A 20,243-nucleotide genomic window follows, 5' to 3' on the forward strand; every position below is an offset into this window, starting at 1 on the left:
TGAAGGCTCCGCCCTGCTTCCCTCGAACGGCTAAGATGGATCAGCCGAGGATCTTGTCGATGGTGATCGGCAGCTCGCGCACCCGCTTGCCGGTGGCGTGGAACACCGCGTTCGCCACCGCGGCGGCCGCCCCCACGATGCCGATCTCGCCCAGCCCCTTGACGCCGAGCGGGCTGACCTTGTCGTCGTGCTCGTCGACGAAGATCACCTCGATGTCGTGGATGTCGGCGTTCACCGGCACGTGGTACTCGCCGAGATTGTGGTTCATGATCCGCCCGAGGTTGTGGTCGAGCATCGACTCCTCCTCGAGCGCCGCGCCGATCCCCATCACCACCCCGCCGAGGATCTGGCTGCGGGCGGTCTTGAGGTTCAGGATCTTGCCGGCCGCGATGGCGCTGACCACCCGCGTCACCCGGACCACGCCGAGCTCCTCGTCGACCTTCACCTCGGCGAAGACCGCCGAGTGGGTGTAGGCCGAGAAGCGCATGTTGGTGAGCATGCTCGGCTTGACCTTCTCGGTCGCGGCGACCGTCTCGACGCCCACGGCCCGCATCGCCTCGGCGATTCCGACCTTGCGCGAGGGGTCGTTCTGGAGCCGGATCTCCCCGTCGGCGAAGGTGACGTGGGCGAAGTCGGCATTCGCCAGGGGCGAATTCGCCATGCCGCGGGCGTAGCCGAACAGCGTCTCCGCCACCGTGCGGCAGGCCGCCTGCACGGCGGCGCCCGAGGACGCCGCGGTCCAGGATCCGCCGGCGAGCGGCGCCTCGGGGAGCGCGGTGTCGCCGAGCCGGGTCGTCACGCGGTCGAGGGGCAGGCCGAGCGCGTCGGCGCCGATCTGGGAGAGGATCGTGTAGGTGCCGGTGCCGAGATCCGCGGTGGAGCAGGCGAGTTCGAGCTTTCCGTCGGGCGTGAGCGTCGCGCTCGCGCTCGACTGCATCATCATGGCCTCCCACACGCCGGTCGCCATGCCCCAGCCGACGAGCTCGCGCCCGTCGCGCATCGCGCGCGGCTCCGCCTCGCGCTTGCCCCAGCCGAACCGCTCGGCGCCCTGCTCGTAGGCGGCGCGCAGGGCCTTCGAGGTGAACTCCTTGCCCTCGCCCTCGTCGCGCTCGGCGTAGTTGCGCAGGCGCAGTTCCAGGGGATCGACGCCGGTGGCGTAGGCGAGCTCGTCCATCGCCGATTCGAGGGCGAAGATGCCCGTGACGGCACCGGGCGCCCGCATGTCGGACGGGGTGTAGGTGTCGATCTTGGCGAGCTTGTAGTCGAGCGTGACGTTCGGGCAGTGGTAGAGCAGGCCCGACCAGTTGACGACCGCTTCCTGATAATCCTCGAAGGTCGAGGTGCCGGCCACCGCATCGTGGGTGAGCGCCTGGAGGCGGCCGTCCTCGTCGGCCCCGAGCGCCACGGTCTGGAAGGTCTCGGGCCGGTAGCCGAAGGTGAACATCTGGTCGCGGGTCAGCACCACCCGGACCGAGCGCTTGAGGTCGAGGGCGGCAGACACCGCCAGGTAGAGCTGGTATTGCGGCCGCAACCCCGAGCCGAAACCGCCGCCGACGTAAGGCGTGATCACCCGCACGTCGTCGGGCTTCAGCCCGAACACCCCGCAGACGTACCCTTGCGTGTTGTTCACGCCCTGGATCTTGTCGTGGATGGTGAGCTTGCCCCCGCCCTCGTAGACGACGGTCGAGGCGTGCGGCTCCATCGGGTTGTGGTGCTCGATCGCCTGCTTGTACTCCTGGCGGAGCTGGATCGGCGCCTTGTCGTAGGCCCCCGCCGCGTCGCCGCGCGGGTCCGGCGGCGGCTTGATGCCGGAGCGCTTCTTCGGCGGCACGTAGGCCGCGTCAAGGGTCTTCGAGAGGTCGGTGTTCGGCGCCTCCTCGGAATAGGTCACCTTGACCAGGGTGGCGCCGTAGCGGGCGAGCTCGAAGCTCTCGGCGACCACGAGCGCCACCGGCTGGCCACCGTAGACGATCTCGGGGCCGTTGAGCGCCCGGAACGGCGAGCCGGGGGGCGCGACCTGATCCTGGTAATTGTAGTCGAGCCAGGCGGTACGCGCCTTGTTCTCGTGGGTGAGCACCTTGATCACGCCGGGCACCGCCTCGGCGGCGCTCGCGTCGATCGCGGTGATCCGGCCCTTGGCGATGGCGCTCGAGACCACGACGCCGTGGGCGAGGTCGGGGGCGGTGAACTCGGCGGCGTACTTGGCGGCGCCCGTCACCTTGGCGGGGCCGTCCTGTCGGCTCTGGGCGGTGCCGACGAAGCGGGAGGGAGTGGCCATGGGTTTACCTCAGGCGATGCGCTTGTCGGTCTGGGATTGCGGCGTGCCGGCGGCGGCTTGGGCGAGACCCCGCACGATGGCGCGCCGCGCCAGCTCGACCTTGAAGGCGTTGTGGGCGTAGGGGCGGGCCTCCGCCAGGATCACGTCCGCGGCCTCGCGGAAGGTCTCAGGGCTGGCGGGCCTGCCCTGGAGGCGGGCTTCGGCCTCGGCGTTGCGCCAGGGCTTGTGGGCGACGCCGCCGAGCGCGAGGCGGGCGGTGCGGATCGTGTCGCCGTCCATCTCCAGGGCGGCCGCGACCGAGACCAGCGCGAAGGCGTAAGAGAGCCGGTCGCGCAGCTTCAGGTAGGTGTAGTGCTTGGAGAAGTCCTCGTCCGGCAGGTCGACCGAGAGCACGATCTCGCCGTGCCGCAGCGTGGTGTCGGTCTGCGGCGCGTCGCCCGGCAGGCGGTGGAACTCCCCGGAGGGAATGCTGCGGCGCCCGTCCGGACCCTCGACCTGCACGGTGGCCTCGAGCGCCGCCAGCGCCACGCACATGTCGGAGGGGTGGGTGGCGATGCAGGTGTCGGAGGCGCCCAGGATCGCGTGGATCCGGTTGACCCCGGTTATCGCCGGGCAGCCGCTGCCGGGCTGGCGCTTGTTGCAGGGCGTGCCCTCGTCGTAGAAATAGTAGCAGCGGGTGCGCTGCAAGAGGTTGCCGCCGGTGGTCGCGGCGTTGCGCAGCTGCGGCGAGGCGCCGGCGAGCAGCGCGCTGGCGAGCAGCGGATAGCGCTCGTTGACCAGCGGGTCGTAGGCGAGCGTGGCGTTCGGCACGAGCGCGCCGAGGCGCAAGCCCCCTTCGTGCTGGACGATCTCGTCGAGCGGGAGCCGGGTGATGTCGACGAGCCGGCCCGGCCGCTCGACGTTGTACTTCATCAGATCGACGAGGTTGGTGCCCCCGGCGATGAAGCGCGCCGCCGGATCGGCGGCGAGCGCCTGCACGGCCTCCTGCACGGTGTCGGCGCGGGTATACTCGAACCGGTTCATTCCGCGGCCTCCCGGAACGAGGACGACTTGCTCTTCAGCACGTCCTCGACGGCGTCGACGATGTTGGCGTAGGCGCCGCAGCGGCAGATGTTGCCGCTCATGTGCTCGCGGATCTCGTCGCGCGAGCGTGCGCGGCCCTCCTCGATCAGGGCGACCGCCGACATGATCTGGCCCGGCGTGCAGTAGCCGCACTGGAAGGCGTCGTGCTCCAGGAACGCGGCCTGGACCGGATGCAGGCTGCCGCTCGACAGGCCCTCGATGGTGGTGACGTGGGCGCCGTCCTTCTGCACGGCCAGCGCCAGGCAGGAATTGATCCGCTTGCCGTCGACGATCACCGTGCAGGCGCCGCACTGGCCGTGGTCGCAGCCTTTCTTGGTGCCCGTGAGGTCGAGTTCCTCGCGCAGGAGGTCGAGGAGGGTCGTCCAGGGCGCGACCTGGAGCCGGCGCTCCTGCCCGTTGACCGTCAGGGTGACCGGGATCGTGTCCGGTAGGGCGGGGGAGCCGCTTTCGCTCAGCATGGGCCTGCCATCGATCGTGAAGGAGCCCGGCCTCGGCGCGCGCAAAGAGGGCGCGCGGCCCTCGAGCCGGGCGGCATACCCCATAACTGTTCCAAGGTGTGGACGTTCCCCAAGGGAGTATCGAGGCGGGCTCGCACCGGAACCCTCCCCCCTCTGCGGCGGGAGGGCTCCGGTGCGAGCCTTCGGGCGGGGGGACGTCCCCAGTTTCGCCCGCCATGCACCCGAAGCCGCCCGTCGCCCGTCTTCCGCCGCTTCTGGCCGCCGTCCCGCTGCGCTAGTGATGACGGGATCGCGGCGGGACACCCGTCCCCGCGCCCGATACGACCCGCACCCGGAGACCCCGCATGGCCGCGCCCGACCGGATCCTCAACGACATCGACCGCGACCTCGACAACTCGCTGGAGCGGCTGTTCGCCTTCCTGCGCATCCAATCGATCTCGACCGATCCGGCCTACGCGGCGGAGTGCCGGAAGGCGGCGGAGTGGCTGAAGGGGGATTTGTCCGCCATGGGCTTTCAGGCCTCCCTGCGGGAGACCGGCGGCCATCCGGTGGTGCTCGGCCATTACCCGAAGCCCGGCGCTCCCCACGTCCTGTTCTACGGCCATTACGACGTGCAGCCGGTCGATCCGCTGGACGAGTGGGAGACGCCGCCCTTCGAGCCGCGCATGGCGACGCTCCCGGACGGCAGGAAGGTCGTCAGCGCGCGCGGCGCCTGCGACGACAAGGGACAGGTGATGACCTTCGTCGAGGCCTGCCGCGCCTTCAAGGCGATCGACGGCGAACTGCCGGTCGGCGTCACGATCCTGATCGAGGGCGCCGAGGAGGACGGCTCGAAGTTCCTGCCCGAATGGGTCGCGGCGAACCGCGACGAGCTCAAGGCCGACGTCGCGCTGGTCTGCGACACCGGGATGTGGGACCGCGACACCCCGGCCATCACCTCGTCGCTGCGGGGCCTCGCGTATTTCGAGGTCACGGTGAGTTGCGCCGACCGCGACCTGCATTCGGGCCTGTTCGGGGGCGCGGCCGCCAACCCGATCCGGGTGCTCTCGCGCATCATCGCCGACCTGCACGACGAGGACGGCCGGGTGACCGTGCCGGGCTTCTACGACGGCGTGCACGAGACGCCGCCCGAGGTGCTGGAGCAGTGGCGGGGCCTCGACCTGACGCCCGAGAGCTTCCTCGGCACCGTCGGCCTCGACCGGCCGGCTGGCGAGCGCGACCGGATGCTGATCGAGCAGATCCAGTCCCGGCCGACCTGCGACGTCAACGGCATCATCGGCGGCTATACCGGCGAGGGCACCAAGACGGTGATCGCCGCGAAGGCGAGCGCCAAGATCTCGTTCCGCCTCGTCGGCGACCAGGACCCGGAGGCGCTCGACCGCAACTTCCGGGCCTTCGTCGCGGCCCGCATCCCGGCCGATTGCTCGGCCGAGGTCGTCACCCACAAGGGCTCGCGGGCGCTCGCGCTCCCTCACGGCATGCCCGCGCTCGAGGCCGCCAAGGAGGCGCTCGCCGAGGAATGGGGCCGGGCCCCGGTGACGATCGGATCGGGCGGCTCGATCCCGATCGTCGGCGACTTCAAGCGCACGCTCGGCCTCGACACGCTGCTCGTCGGCTTCGGCCTCGACGACGACCGGGTGCACTCGCCGAACGAGAAGTACGACCTGCAGAGCTTCCACAAGGGCACGCGCTCCTGGGCGCGGATCCTGGCAGCGCTGGCGAAGTAGGGTGGGCGCCTGCCGCCGGACGACCGGCGGCAGGCTGTTCCGGCGCGCGTCGTCGATCGAGGAGGCCCGTGGTGCAGCAGAAGGTCATCGGCCTGATCGGCGGGATGAGCTGGGAGAGCTCGGCCGAGTACTACCGCATCGTCAACGAGACGGTGCGCGCGCGTCTGGGCGGCCTGCGCTCGGCGCGCTGCCTGCTGTGGTCGTTCGACTTCGGCGAGATCGAGGCCCTGCAGCATGCCGGGCGCTGGGACGAGGCGACGGCCGAGCTGATCGGGGCCGCCCGGCGGCTCGAGCGGGGCGGGGCCGACGTCGTGGTGATCTGCACCAACACCATGCACCGCATGGCCGACGCGGTGCAGGCCGCGATCGGCCTGCCGCTCCTGCACATCGCCGACCCGACGGCGGAGCGGATCCGCGCCACCGGCCTGTCGCGGGTCGGCCTGCTGGGCACCGCCTTCACCATGGAGCAGGACTTCTACAAGGGCCGCCTCGCTGAGCGCCACGGCCTCGACGTGCTGGTGCCCGAGCCCGACGACCGGGCGGAGGTCCACCGGGTGATCTACCAGGAGTTGGTCCAGGGCCGGGCCGAGCCCGCCTCGCGCGAGGCGTATCGCGCGATCATCGCCCGGCTGGTCGAGCGGGGCGCGGAGGCGATCATCCTCGGCTGCACCGAGATCATGCTGCTGGTGCGGCCGGACGACAGCGCGGTTCCGCTCTTCGACACAACGGCGATCCACGCCGAGGCGGCAGTCGACTTCGCGCTGGCCGAGGCCTGATCGAGGCCGCTCCGCGCCGTTCACCAATTCGCGGGCGCTCGTCGCGGCGGGAGCGCAGATGCGAGGCGTGCCGGCACGCCGAGCTTGACCGCACGGCAGCCCTCGGGCACCCCGGGAGCCCGAGAACGGAGTTCCGATCATGTCGAGCCCAGATCGCCCGCGCCTGACGACCCACGTGCTCGACACCGCCCACGGCCGGCCCGCCGCCGGGGTGGCGATCCAGCTCTGGCGCCTCGCCGACGGGGCGCGGGAGGAGGTCGCCCGCACCCTCACCAACGCGGACGGGCGCTGCGACGCGCCGCTGCTCTCGGGAGCGGCCCTGCGGCCCGGGATCTACGAGCTGGTCTTCGCGGTCGGCGCCTATTTCGCGGGAGCGGGCGACGCGGGGGGCGGCGACTTCCTCGACGAGGTGCCGGTGCGCTTCGTGGTCCGGCCCGGACTCGACCACTACCACGTGCCCCTGCTGATCGCGCCCTACGCCTACAGCACCTATCGGGGCAGCTGAGCGGACGCGCCGGACCCCGGCTTCTGCCAGCCGCGGCGACGCTCGAACAGGCCGTGCTCGCGGTAATGGAGCAGGGGGTTCACGCCCGCCCGCGCCACGTCCGGATTGGCCGAGAGGTAGCCGGTGGTGCTGAACTCGGCGGACGGATCGCGCCCCTCGCGCCAGCCGAAATACAGGTAGTGATCGAGGGGATCGCACCCCTCGGCCGCGACGTCCGGATTCTTGCCGAGGTAGTAGACGGGATCGAAGCCGCCGACGAGGTCGGGCGGGGTCGGCCTGCGGTGCCAATGAACGATGCGCCACACCATCGGACGTCTCGAGCTCCCTCGGGGGAAGCCGGGCGACGCCGGTGTTCCATGACCTAGCGTTTCACCCGATTCCCGACCCTCAGGAAGCCTGAATCCCGGGCGCAGCGCAAGTGGCCATGAGCCGGCTTCGTCCAGGTTCCCGCGCCGCCGTCCGCCGGCACGTCGATGCCCGGGCGGGGCCTCATCTTCGCCACAGGTTGCGCCGTCACCGGGTCCGGGCGGCGGGGCGCATCGCGCAGGAGTTGACGATGGGATTCGTCATTCTCGATCCACAGACCGGCAAGCGCGTCGAGATCGGTATCCTACCACCCGATCGGGGGACTGGCACAGTCGGGACGGACAGGGCAGGTAGAGCCTCTGTCCGGCCGGAAGGATTGCCCATGCCCCGATACTTCTTCAACACTCACATCGGCGAGGACGTCATCACCGATCTGAACGGCGAGGAGCTTCGCGATCCCGATCACGCCTGGGAAGCGTCGCGGTCGATCATCCGCACGATGATGGACGATCCCAAGATGACGGCGAGCGCGAGCCACGACCGCCTGCTCGCCGCGAGCCTGGTGGTCACCGACGAGGCCGGCGAGGTGGTGCTGGAATTCCCCTTCGCCGAGGCCCTGGCGGGGGACGCGCCCGAGGAGCCGCGGCACGAGACGCCGACGGGCCATTGACGCCCCGGACGGCACGCGCAGGGCCGGTTCGGCCGCGTCGTGCAACGCCGGGAGCGAACGGGATGGCGGCCTCCCGGCCGCCTCGCGGAGGAGAGGCAGGCCCCGGGAAGGCCCGCTCATCCCGTCGATGCCCGTCACCCGCGCATCGCGCGCGACGGCACGGCCGCGCTCACTCGTAGACGCAGACGTAGATCTTGCGGACGGTCTCGATCGTGCGCCAGATGCCGACGAAGCCGGGCTTCATGACGAAGCTGTCGCCGGCCTTGTAGGTCTGGGTCTCGCCGCCCTTCTCCTCGATCTCCACCAGGCCGGAGAGGATGTGGCAGAACTCGAAGGTCGTGCCCTTGATCGAGTGGGTCTCGCCCGGGGTCGCTTCCCAGATGCCGCTCTTGACCATCCCGTCGCGGGACTCGTCCTGCGCCCAGGTCTTGAACTCCGGCGCGCCCGAGATCAGGCGCTCGGGCAGCGGCAGGCCCGGCTTCGGCGCGAAGGTCGGGTTGGGGTCGAGGGTGACGAGAAGGGACATGCCGGTTTCCTTGGGCGTGCGGGGCGGGCCCGCGAGGGTCGTGAGACCCGGCTCGGTGTCGAAGGGGTCGGATCGGCCGCGAGGCCGCCTCCATCGGAACCGGCCCGAAGCTACCGGCGGGACTGCCGGCATTCCTGCCGTCGCGCGGGAGAGTTCGGCCGAATATTCCGAAAACCACCCGTTCCTCGGCAGAAACCGCGGACGGACCCGGGTCATCTTGGAGCGAGCGGTGAGGCCGTGCGACGCGGAACCGGCCCGGTCCGGGCTGCGCTCCGGCCGGCCGCCGGGGGAGAGGATGCGGTGACGATGTCCCAGAACACCATGCGCCTGCAATCCTTCGACCTCGCCTCGCAGGATATCGCCTCCGTCGACGTGGAATCGCTGCACGGCCTGTCCCTCGGCGTCGAGTGGCCGCATCGCCCGGCCGACTGGGATTTCCTGCGCAAGGTCGGCCGCGGCTTCGTCGCCCTCGACGAGATCGGCCGGGTGTTCAGCTCGGCGATGTGGTTTCCCTACGGCGCCGATTGCGCGACGATCGGGATGGTCATCACCTCGCCGCGGGTCCAGACCCATGGCGGCGGGCGCTGGATGATGGAGGGCATCCTCCGGCAATGCGGCGAGCGCCGCCTGATCCTGAACGCGACCCGCGCCGCCTACAGCCTCTACCGCTCGCTCGGCTTCGAGCCGCAGGCGACGGTCCATCAGTGCCAGGGCTACGTGCGGCCGGTCGTCCCGGGCGTCACGGACGCGGTCGAGGCGATCTCGGCCGCCGACCTCGGCGAGGTCGCGGCCCTCGACGCGGCCGCCTTCGGGGCCGACCGGTCGCACCTGATGGCACGGCTCGCCGAGACCGCCGAGATCCGCGGCCTGCGGCGCGGCGGGCGGCTCGCCGCTTACGCGATGCGCCGCCCGTTCGGGCGGGGCTGGGTCGTCGGGCCGGTCGTCGCCGAGAGCGAGGAGGACGCCGTGCAGCTCGTCGCCGCGCTCCTCGTCGGGCTCGACGGCCAGTTCGTGCGCCTCGACACGCGCCAGTCGGGCGGCGTGCTGCGCGCCTTCCTGCACGCGGCCGGCCTGCCCCTGCACGACACCGTGACGACGATGACCCGCGGCGCGCCCCTGCCCAGGGTCGAAGCCGGATCGCCGGGTACCTACGCCCTGGCGGCGCACGCGCTGAGCTAGGCGCGGCGCGCCCGGCCCGCCACTCCCCCTCGATCGACCAAAGAAGCCCGTCCCCGTCATGGAAGCCGCAAGCCTCCCGGCCGCCTCCCCGGATCCCCGGAGCGACACCGACCCCGTCGCCCTGGTGCCGTTCACCGGCGCGCATCGCGATGGGGCCCTGGCTCTGTCGCGGGAGATGGCCTGGCCCTACCGGATCGAGGACTGGGACTTCGCGCTCCGCCTCGGCCGGGGATTCGTCCTGGAGCGGGACGGCGGGGTCGTCGGCACGGCGGCCCTGTTCCCTTACGGCGAGAGCCACGCCACCGTCGGCATGATCATCGTCGCGAAGGCGGCGCAGGGGCGGGGCTACGGGACGCGGCTGGTAGCGGCGCTCATCGAGGCGGCCGGCCCGCGCAGCATCCTCCTCAACTCGACGCCGGAGGGGCGCGCCCTCTACGAGCGCTACGGCTTCGTGCCGGCCGGCACCCTGCGGCAGCACCAGGGCCCGTTCACGGCGCAGGTTCCCCCACTGCCGGACGACCGCGTCCGGGCGATGGTGCCGGCGGATCTCGGGGCCGTCCTGCGCCTCGACCGCGCGGCGACGGGGCTCGACCGGCGCCCGCTCGTCGAGGCCCTCGCCGCGGCGGGCGACGGGTTCGTCCTCCTGCGCGACGGCGCACCCGCCGGCTACGCGATCTCGCGCCCGTTCGGGCGGGGCCACGTCGTCGGGCCGGTGGTCGCCGGGGACGCCGCCGAGGCGCGCCGCCTGATCGCGGCGGCGCTCGCCCGCCTCGACGGCCGCTTCGTGCGGGTCGACACCTCGACCGAGTCGGGATTGTCGTCCTGGCTGACCGGGATCGGCCTGCCCCAGACCGGCGACGCCCTCACGATGGTGCGCGGCACCCTGCCGCCCGCCGGGCCGATGCGCGTGTTCGCGCTCTCCAACCAGTCGCTCAACTGAGGCGCCTCGACCGGCGCGAGCCGGCCCGGGCCTCCGACCGCCTGCCGGTCTCGCAGGAGATCCGGCGATCACCTTGACGAAACCCGCCGAGGGTGGACCGCGCCGCGGTCCGCTCCGGGCCGTCGCGCCCTCTCGGCCTTGAAGACCGCGGAGCCGCCATGAAGCTCACCTCCTACTGGCTCGACACGTCGAGGCCGTTCTCGAGCGGTGCCGCGGGCCCGGTCGAGGGCACCTGCGACGTCGCGGTGATCGGCGGCGGGCTGACCGGCTCCTCGGCCGCCCTGGCGCTCGCCAAGAAGGGCGCCCGCGTCGTGCTGCTCGAGGCCGAGACGGTCGGGGGTGCCGCCTCGGGCCGCAACGGCGGCATGTGCAACAACGGCTTCGCCCAGGACTACGCGACGCTGTCGGAGCGGCTCGGGCGAGAGGCCGCCAACACGCTCTACCGCGCCTTCGATGCCGGGGTCGACACGGTCGAGCGCCTGGTGCGGGAGGAGGGGATCGATTGCAGCTTCGCCCGCGTCGGCAAGATCAAGCTGGCGGCCAAGCCCGAGCATTACGACAAGCTGGCGCGCAGCCAGGAACTGCTCGCCGCCGACGTCGATCCCGACACCGCGATGGTGAGCCGGGCGGACCTGCGCTCCGAGATCGGGTCGCAGCGCTATCACGGCGGCCTGGTCTACCGGAAGAGCGCCGGGATGCATGTCGGGCGCTTCGTGCGTGGCCTCGCCGAGGCCGCCGCCCGGCGCGGCGTCGCGATCCACGAGCGCACGCCGATGACGAGCCTGAAGGCCGCATCCGGCGGCGGCCACCTCGTCGGCACGCCGAAGGGCACGGTGCGGGCGCGTCAGGTTCTCCTCGCCAGCGGCACCTCGCAGACGGGGCCGCTCGGCTGGGTGCGCCGGCGCATCGTGCCGGTCGGCGCCTTCCTGATCGTCACCGAGCCGCTGCCGGCGGCGGTCCTCGACCGTCTGACGCCGCGGCGCCGGATGGCGACCGACACCAAGAACCTCGTCAACTACTTCCGCACCACGCCGGACGACCGCCTGCTGTTCGGCGGCCGGGCCCGCTTCGCGGTGTCGAACCCGGCCTCGGACGAGAAGAGCGGCGCGATCCTGCGCGCCGCCCTGCACGACGTCTTCCCCGAGCTCGCCCAAGCCCGCATCGACTACTGCTGGGGCGGCATGGTCGACATGACCCGCGACCGGCTGCCCCGGGCCGGCGAGCGCGACGGGGTCTACTACTCCATGGGCTACAGCGGCCACGGCACCCAGATGTCGACCCTGATGGGCACGATCATGGCCGAGGTCATGGACGGGCGCGCCGAGCTGAACCCCTGGGGCGACTTCGCCTGGCCGGCGATTCCTGGCCATCTCGGCCCGCCCTGGTTCCTGCCGCTCGTCGGCGCCTATTACCGCCTCAAGGACCGCTTCCAATGACCGACCCCATCCGGCACCTGACCGAGGCCGGGCGCCTCGGCCGCTTCTACGTCGACGGGGCGTGGCGGGACCCGGCGGGCGTCGAGCGCGCAGCCGTGATCGACCCGGCGACCGAGGCCGCCGTCGCGGAGATCGCGCTCGGCAACGCCGACGACGTCGAGGCCGCGGTGGCCGCGGCGCGGCGCGCCTTCCCGGCCTGGTCGCGGACGGAGCCTTCGGAGCGCGCCGCCCTCCTCGACCGCGTCCACGCCCTCGTGCTGGACCGGCTGGAGCTGTTCGCGCGGGCGCTCACCGCCGAGATGGGCGCCGCCATCACCTACGCCCGTACCGCACAGGTGCCGCTCGCGGCCGCCCATCTCCGGGTCGCGCGCGACAACCTCGCGACCTTCCCGTTCCTGTCGCAGCGCGGCACCACCGCCATCGCCCGCGAGGCGATCGGCGTCTGCGCGCTGATCACGCCCTGGAACTGGCCGCTCTACCAGATCACCGCCAAGGTCGGCCCGGCGCTCGCCGCCGGCTGCACGGTGGTGCTCAAGCCGAGCGAGCTGTCGCCCCTGAGCGCGCTGCTCTTCGCCGAGGTGATGGACGAGGCCGGCTGCCCGGCGGGCGTGTTCAACCTCGTCAACGGCGCAGGACCGGTGGTCGGCGAGGCGCTCGCCACCCATCCGGAGGTCGACATGATCTCGATCACCGGCTCGACCCGGGCCGGCGTGCTGGTGGCGCAGGCCGCGGCGCCGACGGTCAAGCGCGTCGCCCAGGAACTCGGCGGCAAGTCGCCGAACGTGGTCCTGCCGGATGCCGACCTCGCCCGCTGCATCCCGCTCGGCGTCGCCGCGGCGATGCGCAACCTCGGCCAGTCCTGCAGCGCGCCGACCCGGATGATCGTCCCCCGCGACCGTCTCGCCGAGGTCGAGGCGCTGGCGAAGGCGACCGCATCCGCGTTCCTGGTCGGCGATCCCTCGCGCGAGGAGACGACCCACGGCCCGATCGCCAACCGCGCGCAGTTCGACCGCATCCAGCGGATGATCCGGATCGGCATCGAGGAGGGCGCCAAGCTCGTCACCGGCGGGCCGGGACTGCCCGAGGGCTGCGAGGCCGGCCTGTTTGCTCGGCCCACCGTGTTCTCCGAGGTGCGCCGCGACATGGCGATCGCCCAGGAAGAGATCTTCGGGCCGGTCCTCGCCATCCTGCCCTACGACACGGTCGAGGAGGCGATCGAGATCGCCAACGACACGATCTACGGCTTGGGCGCCCACGTCCACGGCACCGACCTCGAGCAGGCGCGCCGGGTGGCCGGGCGGATCCGCGCCGGCCAGGTCCACCTCAACGCGCCCGACTGGGACCCGCAGGCGCCGTTCGGCGGCTACAAGCGCTCGGGCAACGGCCGGGAATACGGCCGCGAGGGCATGGAGGAATACCTGGAGATCAAGGCGATCCTCGGATACGACCGCTAGAGCATTTTCCGACGAAGTGGATACCGGTTCGTCGAAGAAAATGCGGCAAAACTAAAGACTTGGAGAGCTTCGCGATTGCGACGCGATCGTGAAGTGCTCTAGCACGGAGACGACGATGGTCACGTTCATCCCGGAAGACGTGTCGTCGCGGCTGATCTCGCACGACGCGGCGTTCGAGCCGGTGCGGCGGGCGCTGGTCGCGGCGGCCTCCGAGGGCGCGCGGGTCTTCCCGGCGGTGATCGCCTCCGCCTCGGACCCGCGCGACCGGTTCTCGATCAAGTCGGGCTCCACGGCGGAGCTCGCCGGCCTCAAGGTCGGGGCGTTCTGGCACGACAACCCGGCGCGCGGGCTGCCGCGCCACAACTCGACGATCCTGCTCATCGACCAGGATTGCGGGCGGATCGGCGCGGTGGTCGAGGCCGCGGCCGCCAACGCCTACCGGACGGCCGCCGCCGACGCGGTGGCGGCCGCCGCGCTCGCGCGGCCCGACAGCGAGACCCTGGCGATCTTCGGGGCCGGCAACCAGGCCCTCTACGAGGTCGGCGCGCTCGCCCGCATCCTGCCGCTCAGGCGCCTCCACGTCGTGGCGCGCGAGCGGGGAAAAGCCGAGGGCTTCGCCGCCCGGCTGGCGGAGCAGGGCGTCACCCTCGACGTCCGGGTCTCGGGACCGGAGGAGGCGTGCCGGGCCGCCGACGTCATCGTCACGGCGACGCCGTCGCAGGCGCCGCTGTTCTCGGCCGAGTGGGTGCGCCCCGGCACCCACGTCGCCGGCATGGGCTCGGACGGCCGCGGCAAGCAGGAACTGCCGGTCGCGTTGTTCGAGCGGGCGCGCCTGTTCTGCGACCTGCCCGCGCAGTCGATCGAGATCGGCGAGTTCCAGCACGTCCGCGCGCGGATCGAGGGCGGCGCGCTGACGCTGACGGCAATCGGCGCGGTGCTGGAGGGGCGCGAGCCCGGCCGCACGAGCCCGGACGAGATCACCGTCTTCGACAGCTCCGGCATCGCGCTCCAGGATTTCTACCTCGGCCAGTTCCTGCTCGAGGCGGCGAGGGCTGCCGGCGACACCTGAGAGATGCCCCTGTCCCGGACGACCGAAGCGACGGCGGAAGGAGATCCGGGACAGGGTCGGGTGCGATCTCGGGACCGGCCCTGCGCCCACACTCGGTGGAACGGCCGGCAACGCCGCCGAATCGGCGGCCGATCGCCACTGGCCCCACTCGGCCGGCTCCCGTACAGAGCGTAGGAGATTTTCCCGCGTTCCTCATACCCGGGCGGCCCGATGTCCAAGCTGGCGAGCCTCGCCGTCGCCGCGTTCATGGCCTCTGCCGTCGCCCCGGCGGCGGGCCAGCAGCTCACCTATTCCTGGCCGACCAATGTCGGGCCCCTGAACCCCCACCTCTACGCGCCGAACCAGATGTTCGCCCAGGCGAGCGTCTACGAGCCGCTGGTGCGCTACCGGGCCGACGGCACGATCGAGCCCTGGCTCGCCACCGCCTGGACGATCTCGGCCGATGGGCGGACCTACGACTTCACCTTGCGCCCGGGCGTCGCCTTCAGCGACGGCACGCCGTTCGATGCGGCCGCCGTGAAGGCCAATTTCGACGCGATCCTCGCCAACCGCGCCCGCCACGCCTGGCTCGACCTCACCCGGCAGATCGAGCGCACGGAAGTTGCCGGCCCGCTGGCCTTCCGCCTGGTGCTCAAAGGCCCCCACGCGCCGACCTTGCGGGAACTCTCGCTGCCGCGCCCGTTCCGCTTCGTCTCGCCCGCCGCGATGGGGGAGGGCGGCACCACCGCCGGCGGCCTCAGGGCGCCGGTCGGCACCGGGCCCTGGCGCCTCGTCGAGACGCGGCTCGGGGTCTCCGACACCTTCGCGGCGAACCCGGGCTACTGGGGCGGGAAGCCCGGCTTCCAGCGCCTCGTCGTCAAGGTGATCCCGGACCCCAACACCCGCGCCATCGCGCTCCAGACCGGCGAGGTCGATCTCGTCTACGGCGCCGCCGGCCAGATCCCCTCCGAAGCCTTCCTGCGCCTGCGCGACCAGGCGCCGGCCTTCTCGGGCGCGGTCTCGGGCCCGCTCGCCACGCGGGTGCTGGCGCTCAACTCAGGCCGCCCCCCGACCGACGATCCCGCGGTACGGCTCGCGATCAACCGGAGCATCGACAAGGACACGCTGGTGCGCACCGTCCTCGACGGCCTCGAGCCCCGGGCCGATTTCCTGTTCGCCCCGAGCGTCCCCGACGCCGATGTCGGGCTCACCCCCCACGGCTTCGACCGGGCGGCGGCGGAACGCCTCCTCGACGGGGCCGGCTGGGCGCGGGGGCGCGACGGCGTGCGGGCGAAGGACGGACGCCCCCTCGCCGTCGAGCTCGACTTCGTCGGCACCAACGCGCAGCAGAAGGCCATCGCCGAGGTGATCCAGGCCGACCTCGCCCGGATCGGCGTCGCGGTACGCCTCGTCGGCGAGGAGGAGAGCGCGATCCTCGCCCGCCAGAAGGACGGGCGCTTCGGCCTGATCTTCGGCGAGACCTGGGGCCCGCCCTACGATCCCGCCTCCTTCGTGAGCGCGATGCGCGCGCCCTCGCACGCCGACTACCAGGCCCAGAAGGGCCTGCCCGACAAACCTGAGATCGACGCCACCATCACGGCGGCGCTCGCCGCCACCGATCCGGCCGAGCGCAGGCGCCTCTTTGCGAAGCTCCTGACGGCGCTCCACGACTCGGCCGTGTACCTGCCGATCTCCCACGCCGTCGCGATCGAGGTCCACCGCGCGACGGTCGCCGGGGTCGGGTTCGGCGCGACGCTGAACGAGATCCCGTTCTCCGCGATGCGGCCGGCTGCGGCCCGGGCCGGCCGCTAATGCTGCGCTTCGTGCTCGCGCGCCTCGCGCTGATCCCCCCGATGCTGCTCGGCGTCTCCCTCCTCGTCTTCACGGTGCTGCGGCTCGGGCCCGGCGACCCGGCGCTCGACTACCTGCGCCTGTCGCAGGTGCCGCCGACCGATGCGGCGCTCGCCGACGCGAGGGCGATGCTCGGCCTCGACCGCTCCTTCGCGGTCCAGTACCTCGACTGGCTGTGGCGGGCGCTGCAGGGGGATTTCGGCCTCTCCTACGCCACCCGCCGTCCGGTGCTGCCGGACCTCCTCGGCTACCTGCCCGCCACCCTCGAACTCGCCGGCGCGGCGCTCGTCGTCAGTCTGGCCTTGAGCCTGCCGCTCGGCGCCTGGGCGGCCGGGCATCGCGGCGGCTGGCAGGACCGGCTGGTGCGCGCCGTCGCGGTGCTCGGCGTGTCGCTGCCGAATTTCTGGGTCGCCTTCCTGCTCGTCGTCGCCTTCTCGGTCACCTTGGGGTGGCTGCCGCCGATGGGAAGCGGCACCCCGTTCCACCTCGTCATGCCGGCGCTCGCCATCTGCCTGATGTCGCTCTCGGTCAATGCGCGGCTCCTGCGCGCAGGCATGCTCGAGGCGGGGGCCGGGCGCCACGTGCTCTACGCGCGCCTGCGCGGCCTCTCCGAGCGCGCGGTGACCCGCCGCCACGTCTTCCGCAACGCGCTCGTGCCGGTCGTCACCGCGACCGGCATGCATGTCGGGGAACTGCTCGGCGGCGCGCTCGTCGTCGAGACGATCTTCTCCTGGCCGGGGGTCGGCCGCTACGCCGTCTCGGCGATCTACGACCGCGACTACCCGGTGATCCAGTGCTTCACCCTGGTGATGACGGTGGTGTTCGTGCTGTGCAACCTCGCGGTCGACGTCGCCTATGCCTGGCTCGACCCGCGCATCCGCCTCGGGCAGGAGGGCGCATGACCTCGGCCGGCCTGCCCGCCCGGCCCGGCTCCGCCGCCGCCGGCACGCTCGCCGCCGGCTTCGTGCTGCTGGCGCTCGCAGGATCCCTCCTCGCGCCGCACGATCCCCTGGCGGTCGACCTCCCGCACCGCTTCGAGGCGCCGAACCTCGTCCACCTCCTCGGCACCGACCATCTCGGCCGCGACATCCTCTCGCGCCTGATCGCGGGCGCGCGCACGACCCTGGGCTCGGTCCTCGTCGTGCTCGCCCTGGTGCTGGCCCTCGGGCTCTCGGTCGGGGGGCTGGCCGGGATGGTCGGCGGGCGGCTCGACGCAGGTCTGATGCGCCTGTGCGACGTCTTCCTCACCGTGCCGACCTTCGTGCTGGCGCTGTTCATGATCGGGGCGCTCGGCACCGGCCTCGTCAACGTGATCGTGGCGATCGTGCTGTCGCACTGGGCCTGGTACGCCCGCATCGTGCGCGGCCTCGTGCTCGAATTGAAGACCCGCGACTACGTGCTGGCGGCGCGGATCGCCGGGGCGCCGCCGCTCTCGGTCTTCGCCGAGCACGTGCTGCCCGGCGTCGTCCCGTCGCTCGCCGCGCTCGCCACCCTGGATATCGGCCACATGGCGCTCCACGTCGCCGGCCTGTCCTTCCTCGGGCTCGGGGTGCAGCCGCCGACGCCGGAATGGGGCGTGATGATCAACGACGCCCGCGCCTTCTTCTGGACCCGGCCGCTCCTCGTCGTCTGGCCGGGCCTGGCGATCGCGCTCGCGGTGCTGGCCTTCAACCGCCTCGGCGACGGCTTGCGCGACCGCCTCGACCCGACGCTCGTCGCGGGGCGCGGCCTGTGAGCGCCCAGATGCTCCGGGCCGAGGGCCTTTGCGTCGAGACCTGGCGGGGCGCCGAGCCGGTGCCGCTGGTGCGGGACGCCACCCTGGAGTTGCGCAAAGGCGAGGTCCTGGCCCTCGTCGGCGCCTCCGGCTCGGGCAAGTCGCTGGCCTGCGCGGCCCTCCTCGACGTGCTGCCTCCGGGCACGCGGCGACGGGGCGGCCGCGTCCTCCTCGACGGCGCGGAGGTCGAGCCGGTCTCCTTGCGCGGCCGGGCCGTCGCGAGCGTGCTCCAGGCGCCGCGCACCGCCTTCAACCCGCTGCGCACGATCGGCGACCATGCCGGCGAGACCCTGGCGGTGGCGGGACGCCGCGGCCGGGCCGGGCGGGCGGCGGTGCGGGAGGCGATGCGGGAAGCCCTGGCCGCGGTCGGCCTCGGCGACGATCCGCGCGTGCCCGACCTCTACCCGTTCCAGATGTCCGGCGGCATGCTCCAGCGGGCGATGATCGCGCTGGCGCTCCTCTCCGGCGCGCCGTTCCTGATCGCCGACGAGCCGACCACCGACCTCGACCTCGTCGCGCAGGGGCGCATCCTCGACCTTCTCGGGGGCCTCGTGCGCGCGCGGGGCCTCGGCCTCCTGATCGTGACCCACGACCTCGGCGTCGTCGCGCGCCTCGCCGACCGGGTGGCGGTGATGGAGGCGGGGCGCATCGTCGAGACCGCCCCCGCCGCGTCGCTCTTTTCCCACCCCGCCGAGCCGGCGACGCGGGCGCTGCTCGCCGCCCACCGCGCCCTGCATGAGTTCCCGAACGAGGTTCGGGCGGAGGTCCCAGCGGAGGTCCCCGCATGACGGCCCTGCTCGCGGCACGCGGCCTCGGCAAGGCCTATTCCGGCGCGGGCTGGCGGCGGAGTCCGCCCCGCACGGTTCTCGACCGCATCGAGCTTTCGCTCGCCGACGGCGAGTGCGTCGCCCTGATCGGCCGCAGCGGCTCGGGCAAGAGCACGCTCGCCCGCCTGCTCCTCGGGCTCGAGGCGCCCGACGCGGGCGCGGCGCTGTTTCGCGGCCGCCCGCTCGCGGGCCTCGACCGGGCCGGGTGGACGGCCTTCCGCGCGGCGGTCCAGATGGTGCTGCAGGACCCGCTCTCGGCGGTGAACCCGCGCCACACGGTCGGGCGGATCCTCGCCGAGCCGCTGCGCCACCTCACCGCCCTGCGGGGTCCGGCGCGGCTCGAGCGGGTCGGCGAACTCCTCGACCTCGTCGGCCTCGATCCGGCCAGCGCCGGGCGGCTGCCGGGCCAGCTCTCCGGCGGACAGGTGCAGCGGGTGGGCCTCGCCCGGGCGCTCGCCACGCGGCCCGCCCTCGTGGTCCTCGACGAGGCGGTCTCGAACCTCGACGCGCCGCGCCAGGTCGAGATCCTCGACCGCCTGACGGCCCTGCGCCGCCGGCACGGCACCGCCTTCCTGCTCGTCACCCACGACGTGCGCCTGGCGCGCCGCTTCGCCGACCGGGTCGTGGTACTGAGCGAGGGGCGGATCGTCGACGCATCGCCCTGCCGGCCCGCCCTCGCGCTGACGCACCCGGCGGCGCGCGAATTGATCGACGCCGTGCTGCCGGCCGCCCCGGCGGGAGTGTGATCGATGCAGCGGATCACCGTCACCCTCGATCCGGACCTCGTCGCGGAGGTCGACCGCACGGTCGCGCAGCGCGGCTATGCCGGCCGCTCGGAGGCGATGCGCGACCTCCTGCGGCGCGGCCTCGCCGAGGCGCGCCGCCGGCTCGACCCCGACCTGTCCTGCGTCGCGACCTTCACCTTCGTGGCCGAGGCCGGGGTGCGGGATCTGGGCCAGCGCCTCGCCGAGGTGCAGCAGCGCCGTCACGACCTCGTCATCGCGCAGGTGCAGGTCCCCCTCGACCACGACGCCAGCCTGCACACGCTCCTCGTCCGCGGCCGCGTGCGCGACATCCTCGCCTTCGCCGACGAGGTCGCGACCCAGCGCGGCGTGCGCCACGACAGCCTGTCGATCATCCCGGCGCGGATCGAACTCGGCGAGCATCCCCACGGGCCGGACCCGCATCCGCACGAGCATATCCGGACGTGAGGGGTGGGATCGGGAACGCGATCCGGATCCCCCGCTCCCCGCGGGCGGGGAGAGGGCTGCATCCCCCTTGTCGGGGATGCGGCAAGCGGAAGGCGCGGCCGAGGCGAGGGTGAGGGGGTATTTCCGGAGGAGCCTCACGCGTCGAGCCCCCTCACCCTCGGCTGACGCCTCGCTGCGTTCCCTGAAACGGGAAC

The 20,243-nt window shown here is 72.6% G+C and carries 20 protein-coding genes; 15 read left to right on the plus strand and 5 right to left on the minus strand.

Features of this window, described 5'->3' with window-relative positions:
• Positions 1 to 40: 40 nt before the first annotated feature.
• From DK419_RS23705 to DK419_RS23715, 3 genes are read right to left on the minus strand one after another with little or no spacing between them, the layout of a single operon-like run.
• The gene (locus tag DK419_RS23705; protein WP_109961273.1) at positions 41 to 2,278 is read right to left on the minus strand and encodes a xanthine dehydrogenase family protein molybdopterin-binding subunit; all 2,238 of its coding nucleotides are present in this window, start codon (positions 2,276 to 2,278) and stop codon (positions 41 to 43) included.
• Between the two features lie 9 nt (positions 2,279 to 2,287).
• On the minus strand, positions 2,288 to 3,301 hold the full coding sequence (locus tag DK419_RS23710; protein WP_109961274.1) for an FAD binding domain-containing protein: 1,014 nt from the start codon (positions 3,299 to 3,301) through the stop codon (positions 2,288 to 2,290).
• A complete protein-coding gene (locus tag DK419_RS23715) occupies positions 3,298 to 3,819 on the minus strand; it encodes a (2Fe-2S)-binding protein (protein WP_109961275.1) in 522 nt (173 codons plus the stop codon). Before DK419_RS23715 ends, DK419_RS23710 begins: the two co-directional genes overlap by 4 nt.
• A gap of 344 nt (positions 3,820 to 4,163) precedes the next feature.
• On the opposite strand from DK419_RS23715, the gene DK419_RS23720 reads away from it, so the two are divergent.
• The 3 genes from DK419_RS23720 (at position 4,164) to uraH (ending at position 6,827) form a co-directional block, all read left to right on the plus strand.
• Positions 4,164 to 5,546 carry a M20/M25/M40 family metallo-hydrolase gene (locus tag DK419_RS23720; RefSeq protein WP_109961276.1) on the plus strand — a complete coding sequence of 461 codons (1,383 nt, stop codon included), beginning with the start codon at positions 4,164 to 4,166 and terminating at the stop codon, positions 5,544 to 5,546.
• A 104-nt stretch (positions 5,547 to 5,650) separates the two neighbouring features.
• Positions 5,651 to 6,322 carry an aspartate/glutamate racemase family protein gene (locus DK419_RS23725; protein WP_208642383.1) on the plus strand — a complete coding sequence of 224 codons (672 nt, stop codon included), beginning with the start codon at positions 5,651 to 5,653 and terminating at the stop codon, positions 6,320 to 6,322.
• Between the two features lie 139 nt (positions 6,323 to 6,461).
• On the plus strand, positions 6,462 to 6,827 hold the full coding sequence (gene uraH, locus DK419_RS23730; RefSeq protein WP_109961278.1) for a hydroxyisourate hydrolase: 366 nt from the start codon (positions 6,462 to 6,464) through the stop codon (positions 6,825 to 6,827).
• On the opposite strand, the gene DK419_RS23735 is transcribed toward uraH, so the two are convergent.
• Positions 6,812 to 7,135 (minus strand): hypothetical protein, encoded by a 324-nt coding sequence (locus DK419_RS23735; RefSeq protein WP_109961279.1) that lies wholly within the window; start codon positions 7,133 to 7,135, stop codon positions 6,812 to 6,814. The genes uraH and DK419_RS23735 overlap by 16 nt on opposite strands.
• Positions 7,136 to 7,515: 380 nt before the next feature.
• Here DK419_RS23735 and DK419_RS23740 point away from each other — a divergent pair, with 380 nt between their 5' ends.
• Positions 7,516 to 7,803, plus strand: coding sequence for a DUF6894 family protein (locus DK419_RS23740; protein ID WP_109961280.1), 288 nt, complete (start codon positions 7,516 to 7,518; stop codon positions 7,801 to 7,803).
• Positions 7,804 to 7,972: 169 nt separating this feature from the next.
• On the opposite strand, the gene DK419_RS23745 is transcribed toward DK419_RS23740, so the two are convergent.
• A complete protein-coding gene (locus DK419_RS23745; protein ID WP_109961281.1) occupies positions 7,973 to 8,329 on the minus strand; it encodes a cupin domain-containing protein in 357 nt (118 codons plus the stop codon).
• Positions 8,330 to 8,635: 306 nt separating this feature from the next.
• On the opposite strand from DK419_RS23745, the gene DK419_RS23750 reads away from it, so the two are divergent.
• The 11 genes from DK419_RS23750 (at position 8,636) to nikR (ending at position 20,049) form a co-directional block, all read left to right on the plus strand.
• Positions 8,636 to 9,508, plus strand: coding sequence for a GNAT family N-acetyltransferase (locus DK419_RS23750; RefSeq protein ID WP_109961282.1), 873 nt, complete (start codon positions 8,636 to 8,638; stop codon positions 9,506 to 9,508).
• 58 nt (positions 9,509 to 9,566) lie between these two features.
• Entirely contained in the window at positions 9,567 to 10,448 is an 882-nt protein-coding gene (locus tag DK419_RS23755; protein ID WP_245442667.1) for a GNAT family N-acetyltransferase, read from the plus strand.
• A gap of 158 nt (positions 10,449 to 10,606) precedes the next feature.
• Complete coding sequence (locus DK419_RS23760) at positions 10,607 to 11,884, plus strand: NAD(P)/FAD-dependent oxidoreductase (RefSeq protein WP_109961283.1); 1,278 nt, start codon at positions 10,607 to 10,609, stop codon at positions 11,882 to 11,884.
• On the plus strand, positions 11,881 to 13,338 hold the full coding sequence (locus DK419_RS23765; protein WP_109961284.1) for an aldehyde dehydrogenase family protein: 1,458 nt from the start codon (positions 11,881 to 11,883) through the stop codon (positions 13,336 to 13,338). Before DK419_RS23760 ends, DK419_RS23765 begins: the two co-directional genes overlap by 4 nt.
• A gap of 115 nt (positions 13,339 to 13,453) precedes the next feature.
• A complete protein-coding gene (locus DK419_RS23770; RefSeq protein ID WP_109961285.1) occupies positions 13,454 to 14,407 on the plus strand; it encodes an ornithine cyclodeaminase family protein in 954 nt (317 codons plus the stop codon).
• A gap of 210 nt (positions 14,408 to 14,617) precedes the next feature.
• The gene (gene nikA, locus DK419_RS23775; RefSeq protein ID WP_109961286.1) at positions 14,618 to 16,198 is read left to right on the plus strand and encodes a nickel ABC transporter substrate-binding protein; all 1,581 of its coding nucleotides are present in this window, start codon (positions 14,618 to 14,620) and stop codon (positions 16,196 to 16,198) included.
• On the plus strand, positions 16,198 to 17,139 hold the full coding sequence (gene nikB / locus DK419_RS23780; RefSeq protein ID WP_109961287.1) for a nickel ABC transporter permease subunit NikB: 942 nt from the start codon (positions 16,198 to 16,200) through the stop codon (positions 17,137 to 17,139). Before nikA ends, nikB begins: the two co-directional genes overlap by 1 nt.
• Entirely contained in the window at positions 17,136 to 17,972 is an 837-nt protein-coding gene (gene nikC / locus DK419_RS23785; RefSeq protein ID WP_109961288.1) for a nickel ABC transporter permease subunit NikC, read from the plus strand. The genes nikB and nikC overlap by 4 nt, the downstream gene beginning before the upstream one ends.
• On the plus strand, positions 17,969 to 18,799 hold the full coding sequence (locus DK419_RS23790) for an ATP-binding cassette domain-containing protein (protein ID WP_425352608.1): 831 nt from the start codon (positions 17,969 to 17,971) through the stop codon (positions 18,797 to 18,799). Before nikC ends, DK419_RS23790 begins: the two co-directional genes overlap by 4 nt.
• Complete coding sequence (locus DK419_RS23795; protein ID WP_109961290.1) at positions 18,796 to 19,584, plus strand: ATP-binding cassette domain-containing protein; 789 nt, start codon at positions 18,796 to 18,798, stop codon at positions 19,582 to 19,584. Before DK419_RS23790 ends, DK419_RS23795 begins: the two co-directional genes overlap by 4 nt.
• 3 nt (positions 19,585 to 19,587) lie before the next feature.
• On the plus strand, positions 19,588 to 20,049 hold the full coding sequence (gene nikR, locus DK419_RS23800) for a nickel-responsive transcriptional regulator NikR (protein WP_109961291.1): 462 nt from the start codon (positions 19,588 to 19,590) through the stop codon (positions 20,047 to 20,049).
• Positions 20,050 to 20,243: the final 194 nt, after the last annotated feature.

The sequence above is a fragment of the Methylobacterium terrae genome, assembly GCF_003173755.1.
Taxonomy (GTDB): domain Bacteria; phylum Pseudomonadota; class Alphaproteobacteria; order Rhizobiales; family Beijerinckiaceae; genus Methylobacterium; species Methylobacterium terrae.

Coding starts and splice junctions, on each gene's coding strand:
- DK419_RS23770 (WP_109961285.1), top strand. CDS start 13,454: ATGGTCACGTTCATCCCGGAAGACGTGTCGTCGCGGCTGATCTCGCAC.
- DK419_RS23740 (WP_109961280.1), top strand. CDS start 7,516: ATGCCCCGATACTTCTTCAACACTCACATCGGCGAGGACGTCATCACC.
- DK419_RS23715 (WP_109961275.1), bottom strand. CDS start 3,819: ATGCTGAGCGAAAGCGGCTCCCCCGCCCTACCGGACACGATCCCGGTC.
- DK419_RS23760 (WP_109961283.1), top strand. CDS start 10,607: ATGAAGCTCACCTCCTACTGGCTCGACACGTCGAGGCCGTTCTCGAGC.
- DK419_RS23720 (WP_109961276.1), top strand. CDS start 4,164: ATGGCCGCGCCCGACCGGATCCTCAACGACATCGACCGCGACCTCGAC.
- DK419_RS23725 (WP_208642383.1), top strand. CDS start 5,651: ATGAGCTGGGAGAGCTCGGCCGAGTACTACCGCATCGTCAACGAGACG.
- nikR (WP_109961291.1), top strand. CDS start 19,588: ATGCAGCGGATCACCGTCACCCTCGATCCGGACCTCGTCGCGGAGGTC.
- DK419_RS23795 (WP_109961290.1), top strand. CDS start 18,796: ATGACGGCCCTGCTCGCGGCACGCGGCCTCGGCAAGGCCTATTCCGGC.
- nikA (WP_109961286.1), top strand. CDS start 14,618: ATGTCCAAGCTGGCGAGCCTCGCCGTCGCCGCGTTCATGGCCTCTGCC.
- DK419_RS23745 (WP_109961281.1), bottom strand. CDS start 8,329: ATGTCCCTTCTCGTCACCCTCGACCCCAACCCGACCTTCGCGCCGAAG.
- nikB (WP_109961287.1), top strand. CDS start 16,198: ATGCTGCGCTTCGTGCTCGCGCGCCTCGCGCTGATCCCCCCGATGCTG.
- nikC (WP_109961288.1), top strand. CDS start 17,136: ATGACCTCGGCCGGCCTGCCCGCCCGGCCCGGCTCCGCCGCCGCCGGC.
- DK419_RS23750 (WP_109961282.1), top strand. CDS start 8,636: ATGTCCCAGAACACCATGCGCCTGCAATCCTTCGACCTCGCCTCGCAG.
- DK419_RS23705 (WP_109961273.1), bottom strand. CDS start 2,278: ATGGCCACTCCCTCCCGCTTCGTCGGCACCGCCCAGAGCCGACAGGAC.
- DK419_RS23710 (WP_109961274.1), bottom strand. CDS start 3,301: ATGAACCGGTTCGAGTATACCCGCGCCGACACCGTGCAGGAGGCCGTG.
- DK419_RS23735 (WP_109961279.1), bottom strand. CDS start 7,135: ATGGTGTGGCGCATCGTTCATTGGCACCGCAGGCCGACCCCGCCCGAC.
- DK419_RS23765 (WP_109961284.1), top strand. CDS start 11,881: ATGACCGACCCCATCCGGCACCTGACCGAGGCCGGGCGCCTCGGCCGC.
- uraH (WP_109961278.1), top strand. CDS start 6,462: ATGTCGAGCCCAGATCGCCCGCGCCTGACGACCCACGTGCTCGACACC.
- DK419_RS23755 (WP_245442667.1), top strand. CDS start 9,567: ATGGAAGCCGCAAGCCTCCCGGCCGCCTCCCCGGATCCCCGGAGCGAC.